Raw genomic sequence first — 272 nt, 5'->3', positions numbered from 1 at the left:
CTTTACCCGCAACACCTTAACAGAAGGTTGTCTGACGACCTCACATTGCAGCTTCTGGCAAGCATCCGATCTGTATCGTTTCGAGACGCTTCAGCGGGCAGGTGAACCACTGCGGAACGAGGAAACGACGCGCCCCAGAATCGCGCCCAGACCATGCGATCTTGCGGGTTTGGTGCTCACCTGCCAGCCTGCTTCGGCACTGGCGTCGCCCTGGAAATTCCGCAGCGCGCGGCAGCGGTCGAGCACCAGGAAATCGAGCGGCACGACTTCTA

At 59.9% G+C, this 272-nt stretch carries 1 protein-coding gene; it reads right to left on the bottom strand.

The features are described from left to right. Window positions 1-90: 90 nt before the first annotated feature. On the bottom strand, window positions 91-272 hold a 182-nt coding region (locus SCA31_RS23480), incomplete at its 5' end, for a hypothetical protein (protein ID WP_410699425.1).

The organism is Chryseobacterium sp. SIMBA_028 (assembly GCF_046535285.1).
Lineage (GTDB): Bacteria > Bacteroidota > Bacteroidia > Flavobacteriales > Weeksellaceae > Chryseobacterium.
The sequence above is the reverse complement of the archived record's forward strand: the minus strand, read 5'-3'. Positions and strand labels throughout refer to the sequence as shown.